The organism is Luteimonas aquatica, from assembly GCF_022662575.1.
GTDB classification, from domain to species: Bacteria; Pseudomonadota; Gammaproteobacteria; order Xanthomonadales; family Xanthomonadaceae; genus Luteimonas; species Luteimonas aquatica.
The window spans coordinates 52,434-77,006 of record NZ_JALBFU010000007.1 but is presented as its reverse complement, the minus strand read 5'-3'; the positions used below and the strand labels follow the sequence as shown (position 1 = coordinate 77,006).

Sequence of the window (24,573 nt, the reverse complement as noted above, 5' to 3'; positions counted from 1 at the left end):
GCTGGCCGGCCGAACACCGCTCAGCGATGGCGATTGATCTCGTCGCGCAGTGCCTTCGCCGCGGCCGCGGCCGCCTCGGCATAGTCGGCGCCGCCGGAGGCGTACAGGATCGCGCGCGAGCTGCTCACGATCATGCCGCTGCCGTCGGCGGTCCTGGCATTGGTCACGGTGGCCTGCACGTCGCCGCCCTGGGCGCCGACGCCGGGGATCAGGAACGGCACGTCGCCGACGATCGCGCGCACCTCGCGCAGCTGCCCGGGCCAGGTGGCGCCGACCACCAGCGCGCAGTTGCCGTGCGCGTTCCATTCGCCGGCGACCTTCTCGGCCACGCGCTGGTACAGCGGCCTGCCCTCGACCGGCAGGTCCTGCAGGTCGCCGGCGCCCGGGTTGGAGGTGCGGCACAGGATCACCACGCCCTTGTCGGCGCGGTCCAGGAAAGGCTGCACCGAGTCCTTGCCCAGGTACGGGTTGGCGGTGACGGCGTCGGCGCGGTAGCGGTCGAAGGCTTCGGCCGCGTAGTGCAGCGCGGTGCTGCCGATGTCGCCGCGCTTGGCGTCGAGGATCACCGGGATGCCGGGGTGGCGCGCGTGGATGTGCGCGATCAGCCGCGCCAGCGCATCCTCGGCGCCCTGCGCGGCGAAGTGGGCGATCTGCGGCTTGAAGCAGCACGCGTACTCGGCGGTGGCGTCGACGATGTCGCGGCAGAAGGCGAAGACGGCGTCCGGATCGGCGGAGAGCTTGGCGGGGAGTTTCCCCGGCTCGGGATCCAGGCCGACGCACACCAGGCTGCCGGCGCCGTCCCAACGCTTGCGCACATCCGCGATGAAGCCCATCCGCAATCCTCCGCTGGTCCCCGCCAGGCTCAGGTGACGATGATCGGTTCGCCGCGGGTGACGACGACCGTGTGTTCGAATTGCGCGGCGACCCCGCGCGGGCAGACCATGGACCAGCCGTCGGCCGCCTCGCGGGCGCGGTCGCAGTGCGTGGCCAGGAACGGTTCGACCGTGATCACCATGCCCTCGCGCAGCCGGCGCGTGTCGCGCGGCTCGTAATGGCCGGGAATGGTGCCCGGGGCCTCGTGCAGCGCGCGGCCCACGCCATGGCTGCCGAGGTTGCGGATCACCCGGAAGCCGCGCCTGGCGGCCACGGTTTCGACGGTGCGCCCGATGCCGTTGATCAGCTCGCCGGCGCGCAGCTGGGCGATCGCGGCGTCGCGCGCCTCGCGCGCGGCCTCCAGCAGCCGTTGCTGCGCCGGGCTGGCGCCGCCGACCACGAAACTGGCGCCGGTGTCCGCGAAATAGCCGTCCAGCTCGGCCGAGACGTCGATGTTGACCAGGTCGCCGTCGCGCAGCGCCGCATCGTCCGGGATGCCGTGCGCGGCGACGGCGTTGATGCTGATGCAGGTGGCGCCGGGAAACCCGTAGGTCAGCGCCGGCGCCGAGCGCGCCCCGGCCTTGCGCATCAGTTCGGCGCCGTGGGCGTCGAGATCGCGCGACACCGCGCCGGCGACCGCCCGCTCGCGCATCGCCGCCAGGATGCCGGACACCAGCGCGCCCGCGCGGCGCAGGCCGTCGAGCTCGTGCCGGTGCCGGATCGTCATTACTTCAGCGCCTTGAACCGCAGCCGGTGCGGGCCGGCGTCGTCGCCCATGCGGCGCTTCTTGTCTTCCTCGTACTCGCGGTAGTTGCCCTGGAAGAACTCCACGTGCGAATCGCCCTCGAAGGCGAGGATGTGGGTGGCGATGCGGTCCAGGAACCAGCGGTCGTGGGAGATCACGAAGGTGTTGCCCGGGAACTCCAGCAGGGCGTCCTCCAGCGCGCGCAGCGTTTCGATGTCGAGGTCGTTGGACGGCTCGTCGAGCAGCAGCACGTTGCCGCCCTGCAGCAGGGTCTTGGCCATGTGCAGGCGGCCGCGCTCGCCGCCGGACAGCGAGCCGACCATCTTCTGCTGGTCCTGGCCCTTGAAGTTGAAGCGGCCGATGTAGGCGCGCGACTGGATCTCGATGCCGTTGATGTTGAGGATGTCCAGGCCGCCGGAGACTTCCTGGAACACGTTGTGGTTGCCGGTGAGCGCGTCGCGGCTCTGGTCGACGTAGGCCAGCTTCACGGTCGGGCCGAGGTCGATCTGGCCCGAGTCCGGCTTCTCCTTGCCGGTGATCATCTTGAACAGCGTGGACTTGCCGGCGCCGTTGGGGCCGATGATGCCGACGATGGCGCCAGCCGGAACGGTGAAGCTGAGGTCGTCGATGAGCAGGCGGTCGCCGAACTTCTTGCTGACGTTCTTGAACTCGATGACCTTGTTGCCCAGGCGCTCGCCCGGCGGGATGAAGATCTCGTTGGTCTCCTGGCGCTTCTGGTAGTCGACCGCCTGCAGCTCGTCGATGCGCGCCAGGCGCGCCTTGCCCTTGGAGCGGCCGCCCTTGGCGTTCTGCCGCGCCCACTCCAGCTCCTTCTGGATCGCCTTCTGGCGCGCCTTCTCCTGGTTCTCTTCCTGCTTCAGGCGCTCGTCCTTCTGCACCAGCCACTCGGTGTAGTTGCCCTTCCACGGGATGCCGCGGCCGCGGTCGAGCTCGAGGATCCACTCGGCGGCGTTGTCGAGGAAGTAGCGGTCGTGGGTGACGGCCACCACGGTGCCGGTGTAGCGGGCCAGGAACTGCTCCAGCCACTCGACCGACTCGGCGTCGAGGTGGTTGGTGGGCTCGTCGAGCAGCAGCATGTCGGGCTTCTGCAGCAGCAGGCGGCACAGCGCCACGCGGCGCTTCTCGCCGCCCGAGAGGTTGCCGATCCTGGCGTCCCAGGGCGGCAGGCGCAGCGCGTCGGCGGCCACTTCCAGCTGGTTCTCCAGGGTGTGGGCGTCGCCGGCGGCGAGGATCGCCTCCAGGCGCTCCTGTTCCTTGGCCAGGGCGTCGAAGTCGGCGCCTTCCTCGGCGTAGGCGGCGTAGATCGCGTCCAGCGCGGCCTGGGCGTTGAGGATCTCGCCCACGCCTTCCTCGACCGCCTCGCGCACGGTCTTCTCCGGGTCGAGCTCGGGCTCCTGCGGCAGGTAGCCGACCTTGATGCCGGGCTGGGGACGGGCCTCGCCGACGAAGTCCTGGTCGACGCCGGCCATGATCTTGAGCACCGTCGACTTGCCGGCGCCGTTCAGGCCGAGCAGGCCGATCTTGGCGCCCGGGAAGAACGACAGCGAGATGTCCTTGATGATCTGGCGCTTGGGCGGCACGGTCTTGCTGACGCCGTTCATGGTGTAGATGTATTGCATGGAGGCTGTTCTCGAGGCGATGTGTCGCGCGCCGGCGAGGGCGTGCGAGGCGGGAAAGGTGGGGGCGCGCGGCCGGGCCGCGCCCGGATGACGGCGCATTATCGCATGGCTCCGATGACGCTTCCCGGGCACGGACGGCGCCGGGGCGCGCGCCCCGGGCGGGCGGTCTGCACGCCGTCTGAACGCGCCGCCGCCGCCCGCGGCCGGCCCGTCTCCGGAAGGCCGGGATTCAGTCGTCCTCGCCGATAGTTCGAGCACCGGATCGGACCGGGAGAACGACGATCATGCGAAGACTGCTTGGATTCACCGCGCCGCTGCTGCTGGCGCTGATGGCCGCCACCCCGAGCGCGGCCCTGGCCCGCGACGGCGGGCGGGGACACGACGGCGACCGCCACGGCAACTACGAGCGCGGCCGCGACCACGGCCGCCGCGACTGGGATCGCGACCGCCGCGACGCCCGCCGCGATTGGGACCGCGACCGCCGCCGCTACGACGGCTACCGCGATCGCGACCGCCGCTACTACGGCTACCGCGACCACGACCGCCGCTACTACGCGCCGCCGGTGCGGGTGATCCGCCGCGACTACGGCCCGCCCTACGGGCATGCCTACGGCTATCGCGGCTACGGCCCGCCGCGCTGGGCGCGCGGCACCCGCTACTACGACCGCGGCTACGGCCCGACCTACGTGGTCTACGACTACGGGCGCTACGGGCTGCGCCAGCCGCCGTACGGTTACCGCTGGCGCCGCAGCGACGCCGGCGACTTCCTGCTGGTGGCCGTGGCCACCGGGATCATCGCCGACCTGATCCTGCACAACTGAGGCGGGATCGTCCAGGAAGCAAGGATAAGGAGCGCGCCCCCGGGCGCGCTCCTTTCGTTTCGGTACCGCTGTTTTCGCGCCGCGCTCAGATCCAGGTGCTCAGATCCAGATGATCAGATCCAGATGATCAGCGCGATCACCAGCGCCACGCCGAGGTATTTCAGCGCGTAGTAGGTGGCCTTGCTGCGCTTGCGCAGCTCCTTGGTCTTCAGCCGCACCGCGTAGAAGTATTTGAACAGGCGATTGATCGCGCCGGTCTTGTCGCCTTCCATGTTCGGCGAGGCGCCGGCGGCGACCAGGTTCTTGCCGACGAAGTGGTTCAGCCACTGCGCCCAGCGGTACTTCATCGGGCGTTCGATGTCGCAGAACAGGATGGTGCGGTTCTGGCCGGAATCGTTGCGCGCCCAGTGGATGTAGGTCTCGTCGAACATGGTCCACTCGCCGTCGCGCCAGCTGTAGCGCGTGCCATCCACGTCGATGAAGCAGGCGTCGTCGTTGGGCGTTTCCAGGCCCAGGTGCAGGCGCAGCGAGCCGGCGAAAGGGTCGCGGTGCTTGCGCAGGTCCGAGCCGGGCGGCAGCTCGGTGAACATCGCCGCCTTCACGCTGGGGATGGCGCGCAGCAGCTCGGTGGTGCGCGGGCACAGCTCGGCGGCGGAGGGGTGCGCGTCGTCGTACCACTTCAGGTAGAAGCGCTTCCAGCCGCGGCGGAAGAACGAATTGAAGCCCACGTCGTTGTAGCCGTCGGCGGCCTTGATGTGCTGCATCTCGCGCAGGTGCCGTGCCTCGTCGCGGATCGCCTGCCAGTTGCCGCGCAGCGACTCCAGCTCCGGGAAATGCTTGCCCGGGTCGAGGAAGGGCGTCGTGGGCACGCGCGAGAAGGCGTACATCAGCACGTTCACCGGCGCCATGAAGGTGGAGTGGTCGAGCAGCTGCCGGCCCAGGCGATGGCGCACCTTGCCGCGGAAATGCACGTAGGCCGCGCTGGCGACGAACAGGAGGACCAGCACCCATTTCATCGGCGGGCGCTCCCGGGCCCGGCGCTCCGGCGGCCCGGGGCGCCGTCGGCGCGGCGGGGCAGGTGGGCGTTCCGGGAACAGCGATATGGCGCCATGGGGGGCATCGATCCTTTGCGAAAAGCCGGCGTCCCCGAACAAGGTCGGACGGGGGAAATGCCGCCGGCTGCATTTTAAGGCCTACCCCATGTTTCTGGGGCAATGGCGCGTCTTTCGCAAGGGTCGGGAAGCGGTGCCGCGGGCACAGTTTCGGGGATTGCGCGCCCGAGTCCGGGGTTGGCCGGCGCCGCCGGCGGCCGCGACGGGCGCGAATCCTCGCCGGGAACGCGGAACGTCGGGCTGCGCCGCGCAGGCCCGGGTTCAGTCGGTGAGATAGCCCAGATCGGCAAGGATCTGCCGGAACCTGATCCCGGTATCGACTTTGCCGCCGCCATGTTGCCCGGTCAGGATGACGATGCCCTTCTTGCAGGTGATGTCCGGGTTGTCGCCGATCTTCGAATAGTCGATCTCCTGCTCCCGCAGGTAGGCCAGGACCCTGGGCTTGAGGATCCTGTGGAAGTCGTTCTTGTCGAACTCGTAGCCGCAGACGCTGATGTTGGTCATGGTTGGCTCCATTGCATGCGATCGGCCGCATCCGATCAGAAGTCCCCGACGCTGCCGCGAGCCGGTCGGGAGGAAGGTCGGGTCGGCGGAGCCGGCCCCCTCCTGCGGAGGGAACCGGTGGCAGCTCCCGCCGGATCAGCGTCCGCTTCCGGTGAACGCCTGCAGCACCGTCATCAGGCCGGTGAGGTTGTCCGCGACGCCGGTCTGGCCGACCTTTTCGGTGGCGCCCGCGCCGGCCATGGTGTCCATGCTGTAGATCTGCATGACGCCCTGGTTGGCGGCGGCCTGGGACAGCGTGTTCTGCTGCTGCTGGGCGGCCACGGCGTTCTCGAACAGGATGCCGGTCGAGTGCGCCAGCGCCTGGTACAGCGTGCTGATGGCGATCGCCGGCGATTCGCCTACCACCTTGACGTTGGACTGGGTGACGGCGTCGGTGACCATCGGATTGACGGTTGTGGGATCGGGCATGTCTCTACTCCTTTCGATGAGGCCTCGTTTTCGCCGGAGGCGGTCGGCGTTCTTTTGACGCGATGCCGCGGCGTCTGTGAAGCGGGAGCCGGCGGCACGCATCGGAGTCGGCGGCGTGCGTCCTCGCGCGGCGGCATGCGCGAGCGCTAGGCGCGCGGGGAGAGCCGTTCGTGCAGCGCATGCAGCGCCGAGACGAATTCCGCCTGCGTGGGCGCGGACGGCGGCGCGGGCGACTGTTCCTGTTCGCACATGGCCACGATGGCCTGGACCAGCGAATCCAGCGCGACCTGCTCGGCCGTCGCCGCGCGATCGGCTTCCGACGCGGTCCTGCGCGTCAATTCGATCAGCGCGGTCGCGGCCAGCTGCGCGCGCGCGTAGGCGCTCGAGGCCTCGCGCTTCTGCTGCGCGAGCCTGGCCAGCGTGGACAGCGCCTCCGGCAGGCAGCGCTGCAGCGCGCGGCGCGCGAGTTGCGCGGCGTCGGCCTTCGCGCGCGCGGCGAGCAGCGGGACGTCGGGCTTGCCTGGCATTCCGGCAACGGGTCGCGGATGTGCGTTCATGCGTGCTCCGGAAAGGGGGTCATGACGCGGTGTCCTGGTCGATGGTCTTCGCCGAGTCGCCCGCCGTCTTGCTGACCGTGCCGTAGGCCGTCACCGCCGCGGTGACCATGTCCTGGATCGCCAGCAGCGCCGGGACTTCCTCGGCGGCCTGCAGCGGCCCTTCGGCGGCCTTCTTGGCGATCACCGTCTGCGCGGCGAGCGCGATCTGCATGATCGCGTTCATGTAGTTGGCGGCGTCCTGCACCGCATGCCCCGCGGTCTGCGTGGCCATCACCTGCGGCGGGACCTGCACCAGCTCGGGCAGGTACTGGTGGAGCTGGTCGTTGCTGAAGCCCACCGCCTGCACGATCTGCTTGTTCAGCGCGGACGTGTCGGGCGGCGGCGTCGGAGTGCCGGACGAAGAGGGCGAAGAGGGCGAAGAGGGCGAAGAGGGCGAAGAGGGCGAAGAGGGCGAAGAGGGCGAAGAGGGCGAAGAGGGCGAAGAGGGCGAAGAGGGCGAAGAGGGCGAAGAGGGCGAAGAGGGCGAAGAGGGCGAAGAGGGCGAAGAGGGCGAAGAGGGCGAAGAGGGCGAAGAGGGCGAAGAGGGCGAAGAGGGCGAAGAGGGCGAAGAGGGCGAAGAGGGCGAAGAGGGCGAAGAGGGCGAAGAGGGCGAAGAGGGCGAAGAGGGCGAAGAGGGCGAAGAGGGCGAAGAGGGCGAAGAGGGCGAAGAGGGCGAAGAGGGCGAAGAGGGCGAAGAGGGCGAAGAGGGCGAAGAGGGCGAAGAGGGCGAAGAGGGCGAAGAGGGCGAAGAGGGCGAAGAGGGCGAAGAGGGCGAAGAGGGCGAAGAGGGCGAAGAGGGCGAAGAGGGCGAAGAGGGCGAAGAGGGCGAAGAGGGCGAAGAGGGCGAAGAGGGCGAAGAGGGCGAAGAGGGCGAAGAGGGCGAAGAGGGCGAAGAGGGCGAAGAGGGCGAAGAGGGCGAAGAGGGCGAAGAGGGCGAAGAGGGCGAAGAGGGCGAAGAGGGCGAAGAGGGCGAAGAGGGCGAAGAGGGCGAAGAGGGCGAAGAGGGCGAAGAGGGCGAAGAGGGCGAAGAGGGCGAAGAGGGCGAAGAGGGCGAAGAGGGCGAAGAGGGCGAAGAGGGCGAAGAGGGCGAAGAGGGCGAAGAGGGCGAAGAGGGCGAAGAGGGCGAAGAGGGCGAAGAGGGCGAAGAGGGCGAAGAGGGCGAAGAGGGCGAAGAGGGCGAAGAGGGCGAAGAGGGCGAAGAGGGCGAAGAGGGCGAAGAGGGCGAAGAGGGCGAAGAGGGCGAAGAGGGCGAAGAGGGCGAAGAGGGCGAAGAGGGCGAAGAGGGCGAAGAGGGCGAAGAGGGCGAAGAAGGCGAAGAAGGCGAAGAAGGCGAAGAAGGCGAAGAAGGCGCTGCCGCGTTGTTTGCGGCCTCATCGTCGGCATCACCAGTCGTGGCGATGCCGGAAGCCGCTTCGTCGGCGGTCGTGCCTTCTTCGGGACGCGCTGCGGCAGCGGGCGCGTTGGGGACTTGCGCCGCCGCTTGCGGCGGCGTGGCCGGCTGCGCATCCCCGCCGGCCGCGCCGGAAGGCGCTGCGGCCTCGGCTTGTTCGGTGCGTTGCGGCTTCGGGGCCGGCGCTTGCGCGGCCGGACGCCCGAACACTTTGTCGATCCAACCCATGGTCAGTCTCCTGCGCGACCGGCGATCACTTCGAACCCTGGGCGATGTCCATGATCAGCTGGCAGCCCTTGGAGACGATGGCGGTGGTGATCTGGTTCATCGCCTGCTGGCTGTGCACGGCGTTCTGCACCGACAGGCCGGTGGCGTGGCTGACGACCTGGTACAGCGAGGCCATCGCCTGCGCGGGCGCCTCCGCGACGACCTTGACGTTGGTCTGGGTGACGGCATCGGTGATCTGGGAATTGACGGAAGGGTCGGCCATGGCGTTGTCCTGGGCATCGGGTGGGCGTGGGGAGAAGACGCGGACGCGCGCAGGTTGTGAACGCCGCGCGCGCCGCCGTCACTCGGAGAGATCGACCATCTGCTTCAGCCGCGTCCTCAGCAGCTGGATGCGCTTGCGCACCAGCGCCTGCGGGACGCCGAGCCGCATCGCGATGTCGGCATAGGAGCGCTCCTCCTCGAAGCGCATCCGGAACAGGGCCCTGTAGCCGGGCGACAGTCGCGACACCGCGGCTATCACCGAATCCAGGGTTTCCTTGATCTGCAGCGCACGTTCGTGGCTGGGCGCGCTTCCGGCGCCCGGGTGCTCGTCGACGTCGATGCGGAAGTCGCGCTGCGTGCTTTCCACGGCATGCCGGCGGCAACGGCTGATGAACTCGTTGTTGAGCGCGAACAGCAGGAAGGCGCGCGGCTGGCGGATCACCGTATCGTGGTGGTGGTGCAGGTAGTCCAGCGTTTTCACCACGGTGGAAGACAGGATGTCCTCCGCGTCCTCGACGTTGCCGTTGGTCAGCCGGATCGCGCGTCCGCGCAGCAGCGCGCGATCCTGTGCCCAGTTTTCCCACATTCCATCGACCGGTTCCCCGCCCCTCGGGCGTCCCGCTTCCTCGTGATCGGACATTCCATTTCTCTCGAGCTTCCCCCTGAGCCACTTGCTCCGGGTGGCGGGAGAAACGACGGCACGGCTGGGGATACGTGAAGGCCGATGCGGGAATCTGTGACAGTCGTGGCGCGTTTTTCGGCGCTCGATCACCCCGCATCGGGAATCGGCCTTGCGCTCGCGTCGGGGAAAATGCGCGCGGGGCGCGCGCCTGCGGCCGCGTTCCCTGGCCGTTTGCCATGAATTCCGGATCGCCGCGCGCGGCGGCGATCCGGAAGGCCTTCGCGGCGGATGCGCCGCGCGCGGACGGACTACTGCTTGTTGAGCAGCTGCACCAGGGCGGCCAGTTGCTCGGGCGACATCCGGGCGACCGCGTTGGCGACGTTCTGGCGCGCGGGCGTGGCGGTGCCGGTGACGTCGACGTGCGGCTGGGGCTGCGCCACGGTCGCCAGCGCCTTGTCCAGATCGTCGAAGGCCGCCGCGCCCAGCGCCTTGAGGTCGATCGAATTCATCCGCACCAGGTCGGACAGGTCGATGTCGCCGCCGCTGCCGGTCGTCGGCAGGTCGAGGTCCGCCTCGAACTCCTCGGCGATGCCGTACAGGCTGGGATCGGCCTTCTGGAACACCCCGTCCCGGCTCATGATCTGCTTCTTGCGCGCCTGGGCGAAGGCGCGGTAGTGCGTGCCGAGCTGGAACAGCGATCTCGCCGAGGGCGGGAGCAGCAGGCCGATCTCGCAATCGGCGTAGGGATTGTCGCGGATGTCGATCAGGTCGCGCAGCACCACCAGGCGGTGTCCCTTGAGCTCGCCGGCCAGCGTCTGGTTTCCCGCTTCGAGGACGTCGCGCAGCGCATCGCCGCCGTTGGTGAGCACGGTGAAGTCGTAGAAATCCGCCTCCGCGAGACGGGTGCCGTCATGGCGGGGATCGGTATAGAGCGCGGGCACGGTGAGCGAGAGCGCGAGTTCGCATTCGATCAGGGTGTGGTGGTACTGCAGCACCATCGAGGCGACGGGAATCAGCGCCAGGCCTTCCTCGATGGCGATCTGCGCATCGACCTGCCGCGTGCTGGCGGGCGAGGGCACCATCTGGCTCAGCAGGTAGGCCAGTGCCACCAGGCTGTCGGTGGTGGTGGCGGAGATGTCGGCGCCGAGGTAGGGGCCGTAGAAGCGCTCCATGTACTTCACCACGCTGCGGTCCAGCAGCTTGAACTTGAAGACGCCGAGCTGCGGCCACTGGCTCATGTCGAAGTCGGGGATCGGCTGGCGCGCCCGGTTGGCCGACTGGTTGAAGGCGTAGGCATCGCGCACGCTGCGCACGAACGCCTTCCAGTCCGCGCCGCCGCCGCCTTCGGCGAGGTAGTCGCCGAGTTCGCGCAACGCGTCGCCGATGGCGAACAGGTCGTGCAGCGTGTCGCCCTGCACCGCCTGCGCGAAGCGGGTCTTCGCCTTGTCCAGCCGTTCCTTGGCGACGGCGTTGCCGACCGGTTCGGGGAGGTTCTTGATCGTCTCGAGCACGACTCTGTTGAACTCCGATGCCTGCGCATCGTGGCCGCTGCCCGAAAGCGCGGCGCTGAGCGCTTCGAACATGGTCGAGGCATGGGCGGAGCGAAGGCGGTTGCGGGCCTCCTGGACGGCGTTTCCGTAGATCACCACGGCACTCATGGGCTGTCTCCTGGGGATGGGCGGGATGTCCGGACGCGATGGCGGACGGCGCCGTACGGGCGCGCCGCCCCGCACGGCGCCGTGGCGCCGATGGCGGACTGCCCTGTGGACGTTCCGGGGCGGCGGTCGTGAATCCGGGTCGCGCAAAGCGGGGGCGTCCCGGGAGGGCGCCGACGGCGCCCGGGGGCCGAAAAAGCTACAATCGAAGACCGAATCCCGCCCCCCATCCGGAGAGACGATGTTCCCCCGCGACGCCCGCATCGAAGGTTATGACCCAGAACTGGCCGCGGCGATCGCGTCCGAGAACCGTCGCCAGGAAGACCACGTCGAACTGATCGCGTCGGAGAACTACGCCAGCCCGCGGGTGATGGAAGCGCAGGGCAGCGTATTGACCAACAAGTACGCCGAGGGCTATCCGGGCAAGCGCTACTACGGCGGCTGCGAATTCGTCGACGTGGCCGAGCAGCTGGCCATCGATCGCGTCAAGCAGCTGTTCGGCGCGGACTACGCCAACGTGCAGCCGCATTCGGGCTCGCAGGCCAACCAGGCCGTTTACTTCGCCCTGCTCAATCCGGGCGACACCATCCTCGGCATGTCGCTCGCGCACGGCGGACACCTCACCCACGGCGCCAAGGTGAACCTGTCGGGCAAGATCCTCAACGCCGTGCAGTACGGCGTGAACGACAGCGGCCTGATCGACTACGACGAAGTCGAGCGCCTGGCCCTGGAGCACAAGCCGAAGATGGTGGTGGCCGGTTTCAGCGCCTATTCGCAGGTGGTGGACTGGGCGCGCTTCCGCGCCATCGCCGACAGGATCGGCGCCTACCTGTTCGTGGACATGGCGCACGTGGCCGGCCTGGTTGCCGCCGGCGCCTACCCGAGCCCGCTGCCGCATGCGCACGTGGTCACCTCCACCACCCACAAGACCCTGCGCGGGCCGCGCGGCGGCATCATCGTCGCCAGCCGCGCCGCGATGGGCGAGGCGGCCGAGGAGATCGAGAAGAAGCTGCAGTCGATCGTCTTCCCCGGCATCCAGGGCGGCCCGCTGATGCACGTGATCGCCGCCAAGGCGGTGGCCTTCAAGGAAGCGCTGGAGCCGGAGTTCAAGGCCTACCAGCAGCAGGTGGTGAAGAACGCGCAGGTGATGGCCGAGACCATCGTCAAGCGCGGCTACAAGATCGTCTCCGGCGGCACGCAGAACCACCTGATGCTGGTGGACATGATCGGCAAGGGCATCACGGGCAAGGACGCGGAGGCCGCGCTCGGCAAGGCCCACATCACCGTCAACAAGAATGCGGTGCCCAACGATCCGCAGAAGCCCTTCGTCACCTCGGGCCTGCGCATCGGCACGCCGGCGGTGACCACGCGCGGCTACAGGGAGCCGGACTGCGTGGCGCTGGCGAACTGGATCTGCGACGTGCTGGACAATCCCAAGGACGAGAACGTGATCGCCGGCGTGCGCGAGAACGTGACCAGGCAGTGCGCGCAGTTCCCGGTCTACGGATGATTCGCGCGTGAGTCCCGGCTTGCGCGCATTGCGGAGACGCTGACCTTGCATTGCCCCTTCTGCCAGCATCAGGACACCCGCGTGATCGACTCGCGCGTCAGCGACGACGGCGCCACCATCCGCCGTCGCCGCGAGTGCGAGGCCTGCGGCGAGCGCTTCAGCACGCTGGAGACGGTGGAGCTGAAGATGCCGGTGATCATCAAGGGCGACGGGCGGCGCGAGCCGTTCGACGCGCGCAAGCTGCGCCGCGGCTTCGACCGCGCCCTGCACAAGCGGCCGGTGTCGGAGGAGCAGATCGAGGCGGCGGTGCGCGCGGTGGTGCACCAGTCGCGCATGACCACCGAGCGCGAGCTGCCGTCGCGGCGCGTGGGCGAGTTCGTGATGGCCGAACTGCGCAAGCTCGACCACGTCGCCTTCGTGCGCTTCGCCTCGGTGTACCGTTCCTTCGAGGACGTGGCCGATTTCCGCGAGGAGCTCGACCGCCTGGAGCGCGAGCTGCCGGGCGAGGGCCAGTTGCCGCTGCTGGGCGGTGACGTGGTTCCCTTCGACAAGCACGCCGACAAGAACAAGAAGCGCTGAGACAGCCCTTCTCCCGCGGAGCGGGAGAGGGGTTGGGGTGAGGGTGTGTGAGTGCTTGAAAAGCCGGGCCCTCGCCCTCGCTCGCTACGCTCGCATTTCCCCCTCCCGCTTGGCGGGAGAGGGGCCAGGAGTAACGATGTCCGATTTCACCGCAATCGACCACGCCATGATGGCCCGCGCCCTGCGCCTGGCCGAGCGCGGCCTGTACACCACCAAGCCCAACCCGATGGTCGGCTGCGTGATCGCCCACGGCGAGCGCGTCGTCGGCGAGGGCTGGCACCAACGCAAGGGCGGGCCGCACGCGGAGGTCTTCGCGCTGCAGGCGGCCGGCGAGCAGGCGCGCGGCGCCACCGCCTACGTCACCCTGGAACCCTGCGCGCATACCGGCAGCACCGGCCCCTGCGCCGATGCGCTGGTCGCCGCCGGCGTGTCGCGGGTGGTGGCGGCGATGCACGATCCGTTCCCGCAGGTGGACGGCAAGGGCTTCGACAGGCTGCGCGCGGCCGGCATCGCCGTGGAGTCCGGCTTGATGGAGTCCCAGGCGCGCGCCCTCAACCGCGCCTTCCTCTCGCGGATCGAGCGCGGCCGCCCCTGGGTGCGGGTGAAGCTGGCGAGCAGCCTCGACGGCCGCACCGCGCTGGCCAGCGGCGAATCGAAATGGATCAGCGGCGAGGCCTCGCGCCGCGACGTGATGCGCTGGCGCGCGCGCAGCGGCGCCCTGATCACCGGCTCGGGCACCGTGCTCGCCGACGATCCGCGGCTCACCGTGCGCTTCGATCCGGCCGACGAGGCGGCGGGCGGGGGTGGGGCGCCGGAGTTCGTCGCGCCCCTGCGCGTGGTGCTCGATCCGGGCCTGGCCACCATCGCCCGCGGCCGGGTCCGCGACGGCGAGGCGCCCACGCTGTATCTGCACGCCCCCGACATCAAGCCGCCGCGCGAGTTCGCCGCCGCGCGCGCCGCGGTCCCGCTGCGCGACGGCCAGCTGGATCTTGCCGCCGTGCTCGCGCTGCTGGCCGAGCGCGAGATCGGCGAGGTGCAGGTCGAGGCCGGCGCCACGCTGGCCGGCGCCTTCCTGCGCGCCGGCCTGGTGGACGAGGTGCTGGTCTACGTGGCGCCGCTGCTGCTGGGGGCGCAGGCGCGCCCGCTGTTCGACGGCCTGTCGATCGACACCATGGCCGAGCGCCTGCGGCTGCGCATCGCCGAGGCGCGCCGCATCGGCGAGGACACCCGCGTGCTGCTGCTGCCGGAGACGATCGCTTGAACTTCCACGACCATTTCTCGCAGGTCGCCGTCGACTACGCCGCGGCCCGCCCCGAGTATCCGCCGGCGCTGTTCGCCTGGATCGCGTCGATCGCGCCCGCGCGCGGACAGGTCTGGGAAGCCGGTTGCGGCAGCGGCCAGGCCAGCCGCGACCTGGCCGGGTACTTCGCCGCGGTCTACGCCACCGATCCGAGCGCGGCGCAGATCGCGCAGGCCTCGGCGCCGGACAACGTGCGCTTCGCGGTCGAGCCGGGCGAGCGCTGCAGCCTGCCCGAGGCCAGCGTCGATGCGGTCTGCGTGGCGCAGGCGCTGCACTGGTTCGACCGGGCCGCGTTCTTCGCCGAATGCGAGCGCGTGCTGCGCCCGGGCGGCGTGCTGGTGGCCTGGGGCTACCGGGACATCCTGGTGCCGCCGGCGCTGGAGGCGGCCAACGCAGTCTTCCAGCACGACATCCTCGCCTATTGGCCGCCGGAGCGGGCCTTGATCGATGCGGCTTACGCGGGGTTCGCCTGGCCGTTCGAGCCGGTGCCGGTGCCGGCGTTCGAGCTGGAGGTCGACTGGCCGCTGGCGCGCATGCTCGGCTATTTCTCCAGCTATTCGGCCACCAAGCGCTACCGCGAGGCACGGGGCGCCGATCCGGTCGCCGCGCATGCGCCGGCCCTGGCGGCGGCCTGGGGCGACCCGTCCGCAACACAGCGTTTGCGCTGGCCGCTGTTCGTCCACGCCCGCCGCAAAGCGGCACAGTGATAGGATGCGCCTGCCGGTTCGCCGGCGGTTTTGCACACAATCATCGAAACGTCTTCAGGGCGGGGTGGAATTCCCCACCGGCGGTAGGCGGCCAGCGTCTGGATGTCCCACCCGGGTGTCCGCGCGATGCCGCGAGCCCGCGAGCGCTTCCGCGGCAGGCGGGTTTTCCGTCGCGGAAGGTCAGCAGACCCGGTCCAATGCCGGGGCCGACGGTCAGAGTCCGGATGAAAGAAGACGGTAGCGCGCGGCCGGCGGCCGCGCGTCTGCCTTCGCGTCCCGAGCGTTTGCGGATTCCTCCGCAAGAGCCCGCACGTCCCGGTGCGGACTTTTCGAAATGCTTTGGCTCATCGCGAAGAGGCAGCGGCACATCATGTTCACCGGACTCATCGAAGGCGTCGGCACCCTGGCCGCACGCGACACGCGCGGCGGCGACGCCCGCCTACGCATCCTGGCCGGCAGCTTGCCGGGGTTCGCGCCGCCCGCCGAAGACGTGGCGCTGGGCGAAAGCATCTCGGTCAACGGCGTCTGCCTGACCGTGGTGGCCTTCGACCGCGACGGCTTCGAGGCCGACGCCTCCAACGAGACGCTGGCCCTGACCACGCTCGGGCAACTGCCGATCGGCCGCGCGCTGAACCTGGAGCGGGCGATGCGCCCCAGCGACCGCCTCGGCGGCCATCTGGTCAGCGGCCACGTCGACGGCGTCGGCCGCGTGCTCGACATCGCGTTCGATCAAAGCGCCCCGGACGCGCGCGCGCAGCGCTGGCGCTTCGCCATGCCGCCGGCGCTGGCCAGGTACGTCGCGCAGAAGGGCTCGATCTGCGTGGACGGCGTCAGCCTCACCGTGAACGGCGTCGACGCCGAGAGCTTCGAAGTCACCCTCATCCCGCACACCCTCGCGCATACCGCCTTCGCGCAGACGCGGGTGGGCGAGGCGGTGAACCTGGAAGTCGACCTGCTGGCGCGCTACGTCGAACGCATCCTCCAGGCGCGCTGACAGGCGCGCCGACCCCGAAATCGCACGAGGCACCCGCATGGCATTCGCAACGATCCCGGAACTGCTCGAAGAACTGCGCGCCGGGCGCATGGTGGTCATCGTCGACGACGAGGACCGCGAGAACGAAGGCGACCTGATCATGGCCGCCGAACTGGTGCGGCCGTCGGACATCAACTTCATGGTCACCCATGCCCGCGGCCTGGTCTGCCTGTCGCTCACCCGCGAGCGCTGCCGCCAGCTCGGGCTGCCGCCGATGGTGCAGGCCAACACCTCCACGCACCACACCAACTTCACGGTCAGCATCGAGGCCGCCGAGGGCGTCACCACCGGCATCTCCGCCTACGACCGCGCCCACACCATCCGCACCGCGGTGCGTCCGGACGCGCAGCCGCGCGACCTGGCGCAGCCCGGGCACATCTTCCCGCTCGCCGCGCAGCCGGGCGGGGTGCTCACCCGCGCCGGGCATACCGAGGCCGCCGCCGACCTGGCGATGCTGGCCGGGCTGGAGCCGGCCGGGGTGCTGGTGGAGATCCTCAACGCCGACGGCAGCATGGCGCGGCGGCCGGAGCTGGAGGCGTTCGCGCAAACGCACGGCCTGAAGATCGGATCGATCGAGGCGCTGATCCGCCATCGGCTGGACACCGAACACACCGTCGAGCGCGTGGACGAGCGCGAGATCGACACCGCGCATGGGCCGTTCCGCCTGCTCACCTATCGCGATCGCCTCAGCCACGCGCTGCATTTCGCGCTGGTGCGCGGCACGCCGCGACCGGACGCCCCGACCCTGGTGCGCGTGCAGATGCAGAACCCGCTCGCCGACGCGCTGCACTGGCGCCGGGCCGACGTCGGCTCGCCGGCGGGCGAGGTGCTGGCGGCGATCGCGCGCGCGGGCGAGGGCGTGCTGGTGCTGCTCCACGAGCCGCAGACCGCCGAGGCCCTGCTGGCGCGCATCCGCGACGTCGTGCCGGGCCGCCAGCCCGGGGAGGACGCCGCACCCGCCGGCGAGGCCGACGAACGCCCGGGCTGCGCCCTGGCCGAGTGGCGGCGCAACGGCGCGGGCGGGCAGATCCTCGCCGACCTGGGGCTGGGCAAGCTGCGCGTGCTGGGCACGCCGCGCAAGCAGGTCGGCCTGGCCGGGTTCGGCCTGGAGGTGGTCGAGTACGTCGAAGGCCCGGTGCCGCCGGCCCCCGCTTGCTAAACTGCCTGCCCCCGCACAAGCCCGCTCCCATGACCCACTACGAAGGCGACCTGCGCGCTCCCGACGGCGCGCGCTTCGCGATCATCGCCAGCCGCTGGAACCTGCGCATCACCGACGCGCTGGTGGCCGGCGCGCGCAAGACCTTCTCCGACCACGGCATCGCCGAGGACGCCGTCGACGTGGTGCGCGTGCCCGGGGCCTGGGAGATTCCGGTCGCGGCCTCGCGCCTGGCGGCCGCCGGCACGCACCGCGCCATCGTCGCCGTGGGCTGCGTGGTGCGCGGCGACACCCGCCATTACGAGCACGTCGCCGACCGCTGCGCCGACGCGCTGATGCGCATCGCCCTGGACTACGGCGTGCCGGTGGCCAACGGCGTGCTGGCCGTCGACGACCTGGTCGATGCCGAGAACCGCGCCGGCGGCAGCCACGGCAACAAGGGCGAGGAATGCGCCCTGGTCGCCATCGAGATGGCCAGTCTGATGGAGAAGCTGCGTTGAGCCGGGGCGAGTCCCGCAACCGCGGCGGCCATCGCAGCCGCGACGGCGTCGACCACGTCGCCCGCTCGCGCTCGCGCCGCCGCGCGCTGCAGGCGGTGTACGCGATGCAGCTTTCCGGCGCCGACGTGAAGAACGTGATCGCGCAGTTCGCGCACGAGCAGGCGCACGAGGTGGCCGACCTGGAGTATTTCGAGGACCTGGTGCGCGGCGTGGACCAGCATCGCAACGCGCTCGACCAGGCGCTGGCGCCGTTCCTGGACCGCGGCATCGAGGAAGTCGACCCGATCGAGCGCGCCATGCTGCGCATCGCCGCCTACGAGCTGCAGCACCGCATCGACGTGCCGTACCGCGTGGTCATCGACGAGGCGGTCAAGACCGTGAAGCGCTTCGGCTCCGAGCACGGGCATACCTACGTCAACGGCGTGCTCGACCATGCCGCGAACCAGTGGCGCGCCATCGAGGCGAATGCCGCGCGGGGAAGCTGAGCGCGGCGCCGCCGCCGCGGGCGCCATGAGCGCGGAATTCGATCTCATCGCCCGCATCGCCGCGCGCCTGCGCGCCGCCGGCCCCGAGCGCGCCGACGTGCGGCTGGGCATCGGCGACGACGCGGCGCTGCTGCGGGTGCCGCCCGGCCACGAGCTGGCGGTGGCCACCGACACGCTCAATGCCGGCGTGCATTTCCCCGACGCCACCGCGCCCGCCGACATCGGCTGGAAGGCGCTGGCGGTGAATCTTTCCGACCTGGCCGCGATGGGCGCGCGCCCGGCCTGGTGCACCTTGTCGCTCTCGCTGCCGGCGGGCGAGGCGGGATGGCTGGACGCCTTCCTCGACGGCTTCCTCGCGCTCGCCGCGCGCCACGACGTCGCGCTGGTGGGCGGCGACACCACGCGCGGGCCGCTGTCGCTGTGCGTGACGGCGCTGGGCCTGGCCGAATCCGGCCGCGCACTGCGCCGCGACGCCGCGCGGGCCGACGACGAGATCTGGGTGACCGGCACGCTGGGCGATGCCGCCGGCGCGCTGGCGCAATGGCGCGCCGGCGCGCCGATGGACGCGGCATTGCGCCAGCGCCTGGACCGGCCGCAACCGCGCGTGGCGATGGGGGCGGCATTGGCGGCGCTGGCGCACGCCTGCATCGACGTCTCCGACGGCCTGCTCGCCGATCTCGGCCACGTGTGCGAGGCGAGCGGCCTCGGCGCCGAGGTCGAGGTCGATGCGCTGCCGGCCTCGCCGGCGCTGCGCGCCGCCTTCGACGACGACGCGCGGCGCGCGCTGCAGGCCGGCGGCGGCGACGACTACGAACTGTGCTTCACCGCGCCGCCTTCGCGCCGCGCGGACATCGAGGCGGCGGCCGGGGCCTGCGGCGTGGCCGCGACCCGGATCGGCCGCACCGTGGCGACGCGGGGCGTGCGCGCGTTCGATGCGCGCGGGCAGGCGTGGACGCCGCCGAGCGCCGGATACGCGCATTTCTGATCGGCCGCCCGCGTGCGCGCAGCCCCTCAGGTCCCATGGGGCAGGCAACGCGGAGCCGTCAAGGCCTCGCACGAAACGCCTGGACGCCGAAGGAGAGAGTCCGTTACAGGTCGTCCGCGCGAAAGGCGTCGCGCAGCCAGACCAGCGTCGGCGCCGCCGGGTCGCCGCTGGCATCGATCACGTCGAAGCGGCAGGCCGTCGCGGCGAACTCGGGGTGCGCGGCCAGGAACTGCCCGGCCGCGCGCACCAGCTTGCGGCGCTTGGACGCGTCCACCGACGCGCCGCCGCCGCCGAAGCGCGCGTCGCGGCGGTAGCGCACTTCCACGAACACCAGCTCCGCGCCGCCGGGCCGGGCGGCGTCGAGCATCACCAGATCGAGTTCGCCCAGGCGCGAGCGCGCGTTCGCCGCCACCTCGCGCAGGCCGGCGCGCAGCAGGTGCGCGCGCGCCGCCGCCTCGACGGCCGCGCCGCGGGCCTGCGTCTGGTTCAACGGCCTGCGTTCAAGGGCATGCACTCAAGGGCATGCGTTCAACGGCGTGCCGTGTCAGCCGCCGCGGCCGTCGTTGAGCGGCACCACGTAGCCGCTGCTGAAGGTCGACCACGCCGGCGTGCGCAGCACGTTGCCGGTGGCGCCGATGCGCAGCGCGCCGGTCGCGCCCTGCACGTTGGCGTCCGCGCTGGTGGCCAGGTGCTCGAGATAGGCGGTGAGCAGCCAGGCGTCGTAGCCGAAGGCGAACAGCTTGGCCGCCGGGCCGCGCGCGGTGGCCAGGCGGTTGCCGGTATCGGCCGCGCCCGGCAGGCCGGACACCGAGGCCACGCCCCAGCGCTCGGTGGGGAAGGCGATGCCGTCCAGGGCGCGGTCCTGTTCGGCCTTGCCGGTGCCCGAGGCCAGCTGCGAGGTGGCGACCAGCGGCTTGCCGGCATAGCCGGCCGCCAGCAGCTGCGGCGCGACGGCGCGCGCGGCCGGGCCGCGCAGGGCCAGGAACACCGCGTCCACGCCGCCTTCGCGCTGCAGCGCGGCCTGCAGCGTGGCCGTCATGTCGGCGGGCTTGTCGCCCACCACCGCCAGCGTCTGCATCACGCTGCCGCCGTTCTCCTGCAGGCGCTTGGCGAAGGTGCCGGCGCTGCGGCGCGCGTAGTCGTCGCCGGAGCTGAGCACCAGCACGCGCTGCGCCTTGCGCGCGGTGAGGTAGTCGGCCGCGCTGTTGCCGTCGTCCTCCGGCGCCAGCGAATAGCTGGCGTTGTTGGCCGGCGGCGCCACCGTGCCGTAGTTGAGCGCGAGCACCGGCACGCCGGATTTCACGTCGCGGAACACCGCGTCCACCTCGTCGCGTCCCAGCGGGCCGACCACCTGGTCGGCGCCCTCGGCCACCGCCTTCTGGTAGGCCGCGATCGCGCCGCCGGCGGTCCCGGCGGTGTCGTAGAACTTCAGTTCCGGGCGCCGGCGCTGCTCGCCGTAGTAGCCGGCGAGCAGGCCGTCGCGCACCGGCGCGGCGGCCGTGGCCAAGCTGCCCGACAGCGGCAGCAGCACCGCCAGCTTCTGCGGCGGACGGTAGCCGTCGCGCTCGGCCGGCGGCCGGCTGCCGGCGTCGAATTGCCAGTGGGCGACGCGCTGCGTGGCCTCGGCGGGGGTGTCCGGCGTCTTCTTGGGCGCCTGGCTGACCTGCACCGTGGTGCAGCCCGCAGCCAGCACGGCCAGCAGCGCGGCGGCGAGAATTCCTTTCAACGATTGCAGCGAATAGCGCATCACGGCCGGTCCGGGGACGGAAACGGCTAGGATTCTACCCTTTGCGCCCTTTCCGTCTCCGCCAGGGGCCGGAAACGTTCACGTTGGGGCGCTTGCACTGGAGCCCGATGTCCGCCACCACCGCTTCCCGCCCCGGCGTGCTGTATGTCGTCGCCACCCCGATCGGCAACCTTGGCGATCTGTCCCCGCGCGCCCAGGAGACGCTGCGCCAGGTGGCCGCGATCTGCGCCGAGGACACCCGCCATACCCGCCAGCTGCTGGCGCACTTCGGCATCGAGCAGGCGCTCCTCGCCCTGCACGAGCACAACGAGGACGAGCTGGCCGACCGCCTGGTGGCGCGGCTGCAGGCCGGGGAGTCGCTGGCCCTGGTCTCCGATGCCGGCACGCCGCTGGTCAGCGATCCGGGCTTCCGCCTGGTGCGTGCCGCGCGCGCGGCCGGCGTGCGCGTCTCGCCGGTGCCCGGCCCCAGCGCCCTGATCGCCGCGCTCAGCGTCGCCGGCCTGCCCAGCGACCGCTTCGTGTTCGAAGGCTTCCTGCCGGCCAAGGCCGGCGCCCGCCGCGACCGTCTGGCCGCACTGGCCGGGGAAACGCGCACCCTGCTGTTCTACGAGTCCGCGCACCGCATCGCCGAGACCCTGGCCGATTGCGTCGTGGCGTTCGGCGCGGCGCGGCGCGCGGTGCTGGCGCGCGAGTTGACCAAGCTGTTCGAGACGGTGTTGGACGGCTCCCTGGCCGAGCTGCAGGCGCGCGTGGACGCCGACCCGAACCAGCGCAAGGGCGAATTCGTGCTGCTGCTCGAGGGGGTGGGCGAGGACGCCGACGCCAAGGTCGCCGAGGGCCGGCGCCTGTACGCCAAGCTGAGCGCGCACCTACCGCCCTCGGCCGCCGCCAAGCTGGCGGCCGAGCTGAGCGGGGCGCCGCGCAAGGCGCTGTACGGCGGAGGAGAGTAGGCCCGTCTCGCGCGATCGCCCGGCCTCGCCGCGGCCCGCGCCTATTGCGGCGCCGGATATGTCCAGGTCACCGCCGGAACGCCGTAGTTCGAGAAATACCAGTAGCGGATTTCCCAGCATGCGCCGATCGGGATGCCGTTCTCCCGGTACTTCTGCTCGCGCAACGCGAGCTCCGGCGGATCGCCGGTCGTGAAGCCGACCTCATTTCCGGCGGCGTCGCGCTGGGTGATGAACATCTCCATGTTCACCATCAGGTTCACCACGGTATTGCCCGCGCGTGCCTGCGCGTCGCGCATCAGCGCGTAGTAGCCGAGCGTGTTGCGGTAGTCGATCTTGTAGCGCACGGGCTGCCACGGCAGGCAGTTGGTCGGGCTGACGCAGGTCACGGTCGAGGCCTGGCCGATGAAGTCCTGGAAATCCAGGCGGTTCAGGCGCGGGCTCGAGGCGAGCACCTCGGCCACGGCGGCCGTGAGCGACTCGCGCTGCGCGGCGCTCAGCGTGTCGTAGGGCGTCCAGAACGCCGGCGACCACAGGATGGATCTCGGCTTCACCGCGTAGAGATAGGCGGTGACCTGCGACAGGTACTCCTTGTAGGCGCCGCGGATGGCGGCATCGGTCATGTAGTTGAGGTTGGATTCGTAGGAGACGTACCAGTGGAAGGGGAGGTTGGGAAAGCGCGCGGTGATGTTGTCGGCGGCGAGCTTGGCGACGCGGATGCCGTCCGCGCGGAAGCTGGCGTCCTTGATGCCGGCGTCGTACATGGTGCCGGGGTTGTCGTTGGTCTTGTCCTTGTCCGGAGGTCTGGGCCAATCCTTCCACTCCTCGTTGCTTCTATGCGCGACGCCGAAGAACACGGAGCCGAAGCAGCGGAAGTAGGGCTCGGCCACGTTGAGCGCGGCCGCCCGCAAGGTGCCGTCCGAATGGGTGGCCTGCTGGATCACCAGGTTGGTGAGCTGGTTGGGATCGCCGGCGTCCTTGAGGTCGCAGGCCTTCTGCAGCCAGGCGCGCATGTCGGCTTCGACGAAGGGCTGGTTGAGCTGCAGGAAGATGCTTTTCGGTCCCGCCTGCGCCTGCAGCGAGAGCGCGGCCAGCAGGCATCCCATCACGAGTCTCTTCATGCTCCTTCCCTCGGTTGATTGCGAAGCAGCAGTGTCGGCGCTTCCCGTCGCATCCCTTGTGACGTCGGCGGCCGGCAGCCGCGCGAGCGCGTCGAAGCGAACCCCATCGCCGCGGCGAAAGCTGAACCGGTGCGGCGGCGGAGGGGGCCGCCCTCGGGAGCCGCGCATCGCGGCGGTCGGTGCATGCGACAATGCCCGCGGCGGAGCCGGCCAGACAGTCGCGTCACCCGAGCATGCTCGTCATGGCCGGGTGCCGAGGAAAGTCCGGGCTCCACAGGGCACGGTGCCAGGTAACGCCTGGGCGGCGCGAGCCGACGGAAAGTGCAACAGAAAGATACCGCCTAAGACTGCGCAAGCGGGACGGCAAGGGTGAAATGGTGCGGTAAGAGCGCACCGCGAGTCCGGCAACGGACCGGCACGGCAAACCCCACCGGGAGCAAGGCCAAATAGGGAGGCAATGCCGCGGCCCGCGGTGCCTCCGGGTAGGCTGCTTGAGCGTAGCGGCGACGCTGCGCCTAGAGGAATGACTGTCCCAGACAGAACCCGGCTTATCGGCCGGCTCCGCCGCTTCATTTGGCGCTTGGCGCCAAATGAAGCCCCAAAGTTCGCGTTGCGAACTTTGGGCCCCGGGCTTCTTTACACCCAAATCCCCGCCGCTTCGCGGCGCCCCCTTTACCAAAGGGGGCTCCTCGGTTGCGCGGTTGGCGGCTTGCGGCAGGAATGTGCGGGATTGTTCCATTGGCGTTGCCTATCGATTTGCCCCACTTTCTTTGTGATGGGCTTTGGAAATATTCTGGGCAACGGCTTGCTGCATTGCAGCATGTCGTGTGAACGGGTGCGCGGTCCGAAGTCTCAGAGAGTGTGAGATGGGTCAAATCTTAAAATTTGAGACGAAACAGAAGCTTGTGGATAAAGCTTGAACAAGTCTCTGAAGTTCTTCGCAAGTCCTTGACGCGCTTGATGAAATTTACTTTCGAAAGTTGTTGACAACCCTGTGCGGCGATCCTAAGGTGGCGCTTCGTGGGAAAACCGGGAGTTTCGTGGTTTTCTGGCGTTGAAGCCCGCCGAAGACGGGCAAAACCGGAAGGGTTGTCGTGTTCCAAGGCGAGACCGCCATCACAATCGACGATAAGGGCCGGCTGGCGATCCCGACCAGCTACCGGGACCTTGTCGCGCGCGAGTGCGGAAACCGCCTGGTCATCACCTACAACCCCTTCGAGGCCGGCTGCCTGTACCTGTACCCGCAGCCGGTCTGGGAGCGCGTGCGCGACCAGGTCAACGCGTTGCCGCGCACCAAATCGGTCAGCCGCAACCTGCAGCTGAAGCTGGTGGGCGCGGCGACCTTCGTCGAGCCCGACGGCAGCGGCCGCATCGGCCTGCCCGCCAGCCATCGCAACGCGATCGGCGTGGAGAAGCGGGCGGTGCTGGTGGGCATGGGCGACAAGTTCGAGTTGTGGAGCGAGCAGGCGCATCTGGCGCAGATCAGGCAGACGCTGGGCGATGCCGATCTGGGCGAGGACATGCTCGGTTTGCAGTTGTGACGGCCGGTGGCGCGGACGCCGGTTCCGCCCACCTCCCGGTCCAGCAT

Annotated in this window: 25 protein-coding genes, 1 other RNA gene, 1 pseudogene and 1 riboswitch; of the genes and pseudogenes, 13 read left to right on the top strand and 14 right to left on the bottom strand. The window is 70.3% G+C overall.

All coding sequences use genetic code 11. The features are described 5' to 3' along the window. Positions 1-20: 20 nt before the first annotated feature. Genes pyrF through ettA form a run of 3 tightly spaced genes read right to left on the bottom strand, consistent with a single transcriptional unit; the run spans position 21 to position 3,258 of the window. Positions 21-833 carry an orotidine-5'-phosphate decarboxylase gene (gene pyrF, locus MD221_RS13380; protein WP_242112322.1) on the bottom strand — a complete coding sequence of 271 codons (813 nt, stop codon included), beginning with the start codon at positions 831-833 and terminating at the stop codon, positions 21-23. A 29-nt stretch (positions 834-862) separates the two neighbouring features. Then, a complete protein-coding gene (gene map, locus MD221_RS13375; protein WP_242112321.1) occupies positions 863-1,600 on the bottom strand; it encodes a type I methionyl aminopeptidase in 738 nt (245 codons plus the stop codon). Next, positions 1,600-3,258 carry an energy-dependent translational throttle protein EttA gene (gene ettA, locus MD221_RS13370; protein WP_242112320.1) on the bottom strand — a complete coding sequence of 553 codons (1,659 nt, stop codon included), beginning with the start codon at positions 3,256-3,258 and terminating at the stop codon, positions 1,600-1,602. The genes map and ettA overlap by 1 nt, the downstream gene beginning before the upstream one ends. A 284-nt stretch (positions 3,259-3,542) precedes the next feature. On the opposite strand from ettA, the gene MD221_RS13365 reads away from it, so the two are divergent. Further along, entirely contained in the window at positions 3,543-4,079 is a 537-nt protein-coding gene (locus MD221_RS13365; protein WP_242112319.1) for an RcnB family protein, read from the top strand. 113 nt (positions 4,080-4,192) lie between these two features. On the opposite strand, the gene lpxO is transcribed toward MD221_RS13365, so the two are convergent. The 8 genes from lpxO to MD221_RS13325 all read right to left on the bottom strand — a co-directional run bounded on the left by lpxO (position 4,193) and on the right by MD221_RS13325 (position 10,918). Then, positions 4,193-5,095 (bottom strand): lipid A hydroxylase LpxO, encoded by a 903-nt coding sequence (gene lpxO / locus MD221_RS13360; RefSeq protein ID WP_242112318.1) that lies wholly within the window; start codon positions 5,093-5,095, stop codon positions 4,193-4,195. Positions 5,096-5,452: 357 nt separating this feature from the next. Further along, positions 5,453-5,695 (bottom strand): hypothetical protein, encoded by a 243-nt coding sequence (locus tag MD221_RS13355; protein ID WP_242112317.1) that lies wholly within the window; start codon positions 5,693-5,695, stop codon positions 5,453-5,455. A gap of 135 nt (positions 5,696-5,830) precedes the next feature. After that, positions 5,831-6,163 (bottom strand): RebB family R body protein, encoded by a 333-nt coding sequence (locus tag MD221_RS13350; protein WP_242112316.1) that lies wholly within the window; start codon positions 6,161-6,163, stop codon positions 5,831-5,833. 146 nt (positions 6,164-6,309) lie between these two features. Continuing rightward, positions 6,310-6,720 (bottom strand): hypothetical protein, encoded by a 411-nt coding sequence (locus tag MD221_RS13345; RefSeq protein ID WP_242112315.1) that lies wholly within the window; start codon positions 6,718-6,720, stop codon positions 6,310-6,312. Between the two features lie 19 nt (positions 6,721-6,739). Then, positions 6,740-7,066 carry a hypothetical protein gene (locus MD221_RS13340; protein WP_242112314.1) on the bottom strand — a complete coding sequence of 109 codons (327 nt, stop codon included), beginning with the start codon at positions 7,064-7,066 and terminating at the stop codon, positions 6,740-6,742. Between the two features lie 1,336 nt (positions 7,067-8,402). After that, the gene (locus MD221_RS17660) at positions 8,403-8,552 is read right to left on the bottom strand and encodes a RebB family R body protein (protein WP_242112346.1); all 150 of its coding nucleotides are present in this window, start codon (positions 8,550-8,552) and stop codon (positions 8,403-8,405) included. 165 nt (positions 8,553-8,717) lie between these two features. Next, positions 8,718-9,278 (bottom strand): RNA polymerase sigma factor, encoded by a 561-nt coding sequence (locus MD221_RS13330; protein ID WP_242112313.1) that lies wholly within the window; start codon positions 9,276-9,278, stop codon positions 8,718-8,720. Between the two features lie 290 nt (positions 9,279-9,568). Beyond that, a complete protein-coding gene (locus tag MD221_RS13325; RefSeq protein ID WP_242112311.1) occupies positions 9,569-10,918 on the bottom strand; it encodes a hypothetical protein in 1,350 nt (449 codons plus the stop codon). A 238-nt stretch (positions 10,919-11,156) separates the two neighbouring features. Between MD221_RS13325 and glyA the strand changes: the two genes are divergently transcribed. From glyA to thiL, 9 genes are all read left to right on the top strand, one after another. Beyond that, on the top strand, positions 11,157-12,425 hold the full coding sequence (gene glyA, locus MD221_RS13320; RefSeq protein WP_242112309.1) for a serine hydroxymethyltransferase: 1,269 nt from the start codon (positions 11,157-11,159) through the stop codon (positions 12,423-12,425). 45 nt (positions 12,426-12,470) lie between these two features. Beyond that, positions 12,471-13,004, top strand: coding sequence for a transcriptional regulator NrdR (gene nrdR, locus MD221_RS13315; RefSeq protein WP_242112308.1), 534 nt, complete (start codon positions 12,471-12,473; stop codon positions 13,002-13,004). A 136-nt stretch (positions 13,005-13,140) separates the two neighbouring features. Beyond that, positions 13,141-14,265, top strand: a complete 1,125-nt coding sequence (ribD, locus tag MD221_RS13310) for a bifunctional diaminohydroxyphosphoribosylaminopyrimidine deaminase/5-amino-6-(5-phosphoribosylamino)uracil reductase RibD (RefSeq protein ID WP_242112307.1) — start codon at positions 13,141-13,143, stop codon at positions 14,263-14,265. Continuing rightward, a complete protein-coding gene (locus tag MD221_RS13305; protein ID WP_242112306.1) occupies positions 14,262-15,011 on the top strand; it encodes a class I SAM-dependent methyltransferase in 750 nt (249 codons plus the stop codon). The genes ribD and MD221_RS13305 overlap by 4 nt, the downstream gene beginning before the upstream one ends. 46 nt (positions 15,012-15,057) lie before the next feature. Next, a riboswitch (FMN riboswitch) is annotated at positions 15,058-15,251 on the top strand. 130 nt (positions 15,252-15,381) lie between these two features. Continuing rightward, positions 15,382-16,005, top strand: coding sequence for a riboflavin synthase (locus tag MD221_RS13300; RefSeq protein WP_242112305.1), 624 nt, complete (start codon positions 15,382-15,384; stop codon positions 16,003-16,005). 37 nt (positions 16,006-16,042) lie between these two features. Next, positions 16,043-17,203, top strand: a complete 1,161-nt coding sequence (gene ribB, locus MD221_RS13295; protein ID WP_242112304.1) for a 3,4-dihydroxy-2-butanone-4-phosphate synthase — start codon at positions 16,043-16,045, stop codon at positions 17,201-17,203. Positions 17,204-17,232: 29 nt separating this feature from the next. Further along, a complete protein-coding gene (gene ribH / locus MD221_RS13290; RefSeq protein WP_242112303.1) occupies positions 17,233-17,700 on the top strand; it encodes a 6,7-dimethyl-8-ribityllumazine synthase in 468 nt (155 codons plus the stop codon). Next, complete coding sequence (gene nusB / locus MD221_RS13285) at positions 17,697-18,185, top strand: transcription antitermination factor NusB (protein ID WP_242112302.1); 489 nt, start codon at positions 17,697-17,699, stop codon at positions 18,183-18,185. Before ribH ends, nusB begins: the two co-directional genes overlap by 4 nt. 25 nt (positions 18,186-18,210) lie before the next feature. Further along, positions 18,211-19,170, top strand: a complete 960-nt coding sequence (gene thiL / locus MD221_RS13280) for a thiamine-phosphate kinase (protein ID WP_242112301.1) — start codon at positions 18,211-18,213, stop codon at positions 19,168-19,170. A 103-nt stretch (positions 19,171-19,273) separates the two neighbouring features. On the opposite strand, the gene MD221_RS13275 is transcribed toward thiL, so the two are convergent. Continuing rightward, positions 19,274-19,660, bottom strand: coding sequence for a YraN family protein (locus tag MD221_RS13275; RefSeq protein ID WP_242112300.1), 387 nt, complete (start codon positions 19,658-19,660; stop codon positions 19,274-19,276). Positions 19,661-19,714: 54 nt separating this feature from the next. Then, positions 19,715-20,791 (bottom strand): annotated as a pseudogene (locus tag MD221_RS13270) (penicillin-binding protein activator); the annotation flags it as partial. Between the two features lie 233 nt (positions 20,792-21,024). Between MD221_RS13270 and rsmI the strand changes: the two are divergent. Then, positions 21,025-21,867 (top strand): 16S rRNA (cytidine(1402)-2'-O)-methyltransferase, encoded by an 843-nt coding sequence (gene rsmI / locus MD221_RS13265; RefSeq protein ID WP_242112298.1) that lies wholly within the window; start codon positions 21,025-21,027, stop codon positions 21,865-21,867. Positions 21,868-21,908: 41 nt separating this feature from the next. Here rsmI and MD221_RS13260 read toward each other — a convergent pair whose 3' ends face one another. Further along, positions 21,909-22,985, bottom strand: a complete 1,077-nt coding sequence (locus MD221_RS13260; protein WP_242112297.1) for a hypothetical protein — start codon at positions 22,983-22,985, stop codon at positions 21,909-21,911. A 202-nt stretch (positions 22,986-23,187) separates the two neighbouring features. On the opposite strand from MD221_RS13260, the gene rnpB reads away from it, so the two are divergent. Together rnpB and mraZ are read left to right on the top strand one after the other, a co-directional pair. Further along, an RNA gene (gene rnpB / locus MD221_RS13255) (RNase P RNA component class A) lies at positions 23,188-23,552 on the top strand. Between the two features lie 527 nt (positions 23,553-24,079). After that, positions 24,080-24,526 (top strand): division/cell wall cluster transcriptional repressor MraZ, encoded by a 447-nt coding sequence (gene mraZ / locus MD221_RS13250; RefSeq protein ID WP_242112296.1) that lies wholly within the window; start codon positions 24,080-24,082, stop codon positions 24,524-24,526. Positions 24,527-24,573: the final 47 nt, after the last annotated feature.

Bases quoted from the DNA above. Each gene is read 5' to 3' on its own strand.
- pyrF (WP_242112322.1), bottom strand. From the start codon at position 833: ATGGGCTTCATCGCGGATGTGCGCAAGCGTTGGGACGGCGCCGGCAGC.
- map (WP_242112321.1), bottom strand. From the start codon at position 1,600: ATGACGATCCGGCACCGGCACGAGCTCGACGGCCTGCGCCGCGCGGGC.
- ettA (WP_242112320.1), bottom strand. From the start codon at position 3,258: ATGCAATACATCTACACCATGAACGGCGTCAGCAAGACCGTGCCGCCC.
- MD221_RS13365 (WP_242112319.1), top strand. From the start codon at position 3,543: ATGCGAAGACTGCTTGGATTCACCGCGCCGCTGCTGCTGGCGCTGATG.
- lpxO (WP_242112318.1), bottom strand. From the start codon at position 5,095: ATGAAATGGGTGCTGGTCCTCCTGTTCGTCGCCAGCGCGGCCTACGTG.
- MD221_RS13355 (WP_242112317.1), bottom strand. From the start codon at position 5,695: ATGACCAACATCAGCGTCTGCGGCTACGAGTTCGACAAGAACGACTTC.
- MD221_RS13350 (WP_242112316.1), bottom strand. From the start codon at position 6,163: ATGCCCGATCCCACAACCGTCAATCCGATGGTCACCGACGCCGTCACC.
- MD221_RS13345 (WP_242112315.1), bottom strand. From the start codon at position 6,720: ATGAACGCACATCCGCGACCCGTTGCCGGAATGCCAGGCAAGCCCGAC.
- MD221_RS17660 (WP_242112346.1), bottom strand. From the start codon at position 8,552: ATGGCCTCGCTGTACCAGGTCGTCAGCCACGCCACCGGCCTGTCGGTG.
- MD221_RS13330 (WP_242112313.1), bottom strand. From the start codon at position 9,278: ATGTCCGATCACGAGGAAGCGGGACGCCCGAGGGGCGGGGAACCGGTC.
- MD221_RS13325 (WP_242112311.1), bottom strand. From the start codon at position 10,918: ATGAGTGCCGTGGTGATCTACGGAAACGCCGTCCAGGAGGCCCGCAAC.
- glyA (WP_242112309.1), top strand. From the start codon at position 11,157: ATGTTCCCCCGCGACGCCCGCATCGAAGGTTATGACCCAGAACTGGCC.
- ribD (WP_242112307.1), top strand. From the start codon at position 13,141: ATGTCCGATTTCACCGCAATCGACCACGCCATGATGGCCCGCGCCCTG.
- MD221_RS13300 (WP_242112305.1), top strand. From the start codon at position 15,382: ATGTTCACCGGACTCATCGAAGGCGTCGGCACCCTGGCCGCACGCGAC.
- ribB (WP_242112304.1), top strand. From the start codon at position 16,043: ATGGCATTCGCAACGATCCCGGAACTGCTCGAAGAACTGCGCGCCGGG.
- ribH (WP_242112303.1), top strand. From the start codon at position 17,233: ATGACCCACTACGAAGGCGACCTGCGCGCTCCCGACGGCGCGCGCTTC.
- thiL (WP_242112301.1), top strand. From the start codon at position 18,211: ATGAGCGCGGAATTCGATCTCATCGCCCGCATCGCCGCGCGCCTGCGC.
- rsmI (WP_242112298.1), top strand. From the start codon at position 21,025: ATGTCCGCCACCACCGCTTCCCGCCCCGGCGTGCTGTATGTCGTCGCC.
- MD221_RS13260 (WP_242112297.1), bottom strand. From the start codon at position 22,985: ATGAAGAGACTCGTGATGGGATGCCTGCTGGCCGCGCTCTCGCTGCAG.